The sequence below is a fragment of the Intrasporangium sp. genome, from assembly GCF_051961875.1.
Taxonomy (GTDB): Bacteria; Actinomycetota; Actinomycetes; order Actinomycetales; family Dermatophilaceae; genus Intrasporangium_A.
Genome location: NZ_JBQCCV010000206.1, coordinates 1 through 4,373 on the forward strand (window position 1 = coordinate 1; position 4,373 = coordinate 4,373).

General features: G+C 72.1%; 4 protein-coding genes. All 4 read right to left on the minus strand.

From position 1 onward, the window contains the following. A partial coding sequence (locus ACTHJJ_RS12300; RefSeq protein WP_440303231.1) for an FMN-binding glutamate synthase family protein occupies positions 1 to 1,513 on the minus strand: 1,513 nt, incomplete at its 3' end. A gap of 54 nt (positions 1,514 to 1,567) precedes the next feature. After that, positions 1,568 to 2,086 (minus strand): gamma carbonic anhydrase family protein, encoded by a 519-nt coding sequence (locus tag ACTHJJ_RS12305; protein WP_440303232.1) that lies wholly within the window; start codon positions 2,084 to 2,086, stop codon positions 1,568 to 1,570. 35 nt (positions 2,087 to 2,121) lie between these two features. After that, positions 2,122 to 3,819, minus strand: a complete 1,698-nt coding sequence (gene bluB, locus ACTHJJ_RS12310) for a 5,6-dimethylbenzimidazole synthase (protein WP_440303233.1) — start codon at positions 3,817 to 3,819, stop codon at positions 2,122 to 2,124. Positions 3,820 to 3,856: 37 nt separating this feature from the next. Further along, positions 3,857 to 4,309 carry a MarR family winged helix-turn-helix transcriptional regulator gene (locus ACTHJJ_RS12315; RefSeq protein ID WP_440303234.1) on the minus strand — a complete coding sequence of 151 codons (453 nt, stop codon included), beginning with the start codon at positions 4,307 to 4,309 and terminating at the stop codon, positions 3,857 to 3,859. Between the last annotated feature and the right edge of the window lie 64 nt (positions 4,310 to 4,373).

Here is a 4,373-nt window from a genome sequence, read left to right on the forward strand (position 1 = left end):
CCTGGGCCAGCTCGTCCATCTCCTGCTGCGACGGCACTCCCCAACCGGGCTGGTAGCCGAACACCTCTGCCATCGGGCGGGCGTCCATCTGGCCGTAGAGCATCTCGATGTCCCCGACCGTGAGCAGCGCCGGGTGCGGCACACCGGCCGCCTCCGTGATCTTGTAGAGGTCACGCCGCCAGGTCCGGATGTAGTTCGCGAGCCGCACCGACTTCAGGGCGGGGTCGACGCCGCGCACCAGCCACGGGTCCTGGGTCGCCACCCCGGTCGGGCAGCGGTCCGTGTGGCACTTCTGGGCCTGGATGCACCCGATGGCGAGCATCGCCTCCCGGGCGACGTTGACCATGTCGGCCCCGAGGGCGAACGCGACGACCGCGTTCTCGGTGAGCCCCAGCTTGCCCGACCCGATGAAGGTGACGCGGTCCGTCAGCCCGGCCTCGGCGAAGGTCCGGTAGACCCGCGAGAACGCGACGCGGAACGGCAGCGAGACCATGTCGCTGAAGACCATGGGCGCCGCACCGGTGCCGCCCTCCCCTCCGTCGATGGTGATGAAGTCGACGCCCCGGGACCCGTCGGCCATCTGCCGGGCCAGGTCCTCCCAGAAGTCGCCGTGCCCGACCGCCGACTTGATCCCGACGGGCAGCCCCGTCGCGTCCGCGATCTTCTCGATCCAGTCGAGCATCGAGTCGACGTCGCTGAACTCCGCGTGCCGTGACGGGCTGACGCAGTCGGCACCCCTGCTGATGCCCCGGATTCGAGCGATCTCGGGGGTGATCTTCGCCGCCGGCAGGACGCCACCCAGTCCGGGCTTCGCGCCCTGGCTCAGCTTCACCTCGATCGCCCGTACCGGCGCGGACTGGACGAGGTCGACGAGTCGCGCGAGGTCGAACCGGCCCTGCTCGTCGCGGCACCCGAAGTAGGCGGTGCCGATCTGGAAGATGAGGTCACCGCCCTGGCGATGGTGGTCCGAGAGCCCGCCCTCGCCGGTGTTGTGCATTGCACCCGCGAGCGCCACCCCGCGGTTCATGGCCTGGATCGCGGGCCCCGACAGCGAGCCGAAGCTCATCGCCGAGACATTGATGATCGACTCGGGCCGGAATGCCTTGGCCCGGCCCCGCGGACCGCCGAGCAGCTTGGCGCTCGGCATCCGCACCTCCTCGCCCGAGTGCGCGCCGCCTGGCGGGACGGCAGCCGAGAAGGTGCGCTGCTTGATGATCGGGTAGCCCTCGGTGTACTCGATGTTGTTGTCGGTGCCAAAGCCGCGGTAGTTGTTCTCGAGCTTCGCCGAGGCATAGATCCACGCCCGCTGGTCGCGACTGAAGGGCCGTTCCTCGTCGTTGCTCGTGACGATGTACTGGCGCAGCTCCGGCCCGACCTTCTCGAGCAAGTAGCGGCCGTGCCCGATGACCGGGAAGTTGCGCAACAGGGAGTGCTTCTTCTGCAGCAGGTCATAGACGGCGACACCGCCCATGCCGAGCACGGACAGGCCAGCCGAGATTCGAGACGCCTTCATGACCAGATCGTGCCCGACCGTGCCGAGAAGCAAACCCGGGGCCGGCCCGGTGGATCAGTGCTGGCTCGTCGCCTCGCTGTGCAGCCGGGACAGGTCGACGTAGATCTCGGCGTTGTGCCGGATCTTGCCCACCTCCTCGTCGGTCAGCTCGCGACGCACCTTGCCCGGGACCCCCGCGACGAGCGATCGGGGCGGGATGAGGGCGCCCTCCTGGACGACGGCGCCTGCGGCGATGAGGCTGCCCTCCCCGATGACGGCGCCGTTCAGGACCACCGAGCCCATCCCGATGAGGCAGTCGTCCTCGATCGTGCAGCCGTGCAGGACCGCGCGGTGCCCGACGGACACGCCGTTGCCGATCCGCGCCGGCTTGCCGGTGTCGGTATGGACGACGACACCGTCCTGCAGGTTGCTCCGCTCGCCGAGGACGATCGGCTCGAACTCCGCACGCAGCACCGCGGTGTACCAGACGCTCGAGCCCGCCTGCAGCTCCACGTCGCCCACCAGCTGTGCGGTGGGGGCGACGAACGCCGAGGCGTCGACGTGGGGGATGCGGTCACCGAGCGGAATGATCATGGACTCACCTTTCCATGGGCGCTGCCGTCCGGGACCTAGGTGGGGTCCGTGCGGGCCACGGAGCGGCGCAGCTCGAGGCCGTCCTTGATCACGCCCGCAGCGAGGGCAGCGCCGACGCCCTCCCCCGCTCGGATCCGGAGGTCGAGGAGCGGCTCGAGGCCGAGCTCGGTGAGCACGAGGGCGTGGGCCCGTTCGCGCGAGCGCTGCCCGGCGACGAGATGAGCAGCGACGGCAGGCTCGAGCCGGACGGCGGCCAGCGCGCACACCGAGGTCGCCAGGCCGTCGAGCACGACGACGCCACCGGCCTCCGCGACGCCGAGCACGACGCCGGTCAGGACGGCGAACTCCCCTCCGCCCAGGCAACGCAGCACCTCGTGGACGTCACCCCCAGGCGCAACCTGCACGCTCGACCGGAGGCGGGCCAGGGCGCGCTCGACGACCTCCACCTTGCGCTCGACCATGCCGGCGTCGGCGGACGAGCCGCGGCCCACGACCTCGGTCGCCGGAAGGTCCAGGAGGGCGGCGGCCAGGGCCGCGGCAACAGTCGTGTTGCCGATACCGATCTCGCCAAGGGCGACCACACCCGACTCGGCCGCAGCGTGGCCGCGCTGGCGCCCGCGAGCGAGGTGCGCGGCATACGTCTCCGCGCCGAGCGCGTCGGAGGTGACGAGGTCCCCCCGTCCTTGGAGGTCCCCGACGCCGGCATCGACGAGGTCGACCACGAGACCGGCACCCCGGGCGGCCACCGCGCCCATCGAGGTCCCGGCGCGGGTGGCCGCCACGATGTCGGCGGTGACGGACGGGTCGAAGGCAGAGATCCCATAGGACGTCACCGGATGGTCCGCGGCCGCGATGACGAGCGTGCCCGGGCCGTGCCCGAGGCGGAGCGCGCCGATCCGGTCGAGCACCGTGTCGAGGACACCGAGCGAGCCCGGCACGGTGAGCAGGTCGTCGGCCCCGTCGCGGGCGCCGACGACCTCGGCCTGGCCGGGACCGCGCAGGTGCGAGACGGGCGGCGCCGCCTCGGTCCACCGTTCGCGCATGACGACCTGCTCGAGGGGCAGCCGCTTCGACCAGCCGGCGCGCTCGAGGCCGGGCTCGGGCGGCCGCTCGTCGGGCCAGCCGAGGCAGAGCCATCCGAGGGTCTCGACCCCGTCCGGCAGCCCGAGCAGCTCGGCGAGCTCGGCCGGCTCGAAAAGCGTCACCCACCCCATCCCGAGCCCGTTCGCCCGGGCGGTGAGCCACATGTTCTCGATCGCGGCGGCGCACGACCACAGGTCCGTGTCGGGGAACGTCGCGCGGCCGAGGACGCCCGCGGCCGGGGTGCGCCGGTCGCACGCGACGACGACACCGAGCGGCGCCTCGCGGATCCCCTCGAGGCGCAGGTCGAGCAGGCCCCGCGCCGACTCCTCGGCCATCCCCGCGGCCTGCCGCAGCCGGGCGCGGTCGGCCATGACGGCGGCCGCGTCCCGGGTCGCCTGCTCGGTCACGACGATGAACCGCCACGGCTGCGAGTGCCCGACCGACGGGCCCCGGTGCCCGGCCAGCAGCACCGCCTCGAGCACCTCGTCCGGGACCGGGTCGGGCCGGAAGCGGCGGATGTCGCGCCGCGCCGACACCACCCGGCCGAGCGGTTCGATCTCGTCCGGCATGGCCCACGCGTCGGGCGCCTGAGCCCGTTCGGCGGCGGAGGTGGCGTCCCCGATCATGGGGACCGGCCGGCGGAAGGTCACCCGGCGAGCGTAACGAGGGTGAGCGGCATACCGCCGATCAGGTCGGCGCGACCCGGTGGGTGGTCGTGCCCTCGCCCGTCTCGTCGAGCCCGGTGAGGACGACCTCGAGCAGGCGGGCGAGCTCGACCCGTTCGTTGTCGTCGAGGTTGCGGAGGGTGTCGCTCTCCACGACGTTCGACTCACGGATCGCGTGGCTGAACAGCTCCCAGCCGTCGTGGGTGAGCGAGACGAGGGTGCGGGTGCGGTTCGCCGGGTCGGGACGGCGCTCGATGAGGCCGCGGGCGGCCATCTTGTCGAGCCGGTGCGTCATCGACGACGGCGCGACACTCGTCGCGTCGGCGAGCTGCCGCGTATACCACTGGTCGAGCCGCTTGGTCACGGCATACAGGGCGGTGATGGCGCGCTGGACGGTCTCCTCACCACCCGCGGCGACGTAGGACGCGACCGCCTGCCGGTGCTGCTCCCGCGCGCTCCTCCGCTTCGTTGCCATGCGGGAATTGTCGCACGGGCTGTTCGGTTGCTAATATTTCGAGGCCGAACTTCGCCTTCGAAAC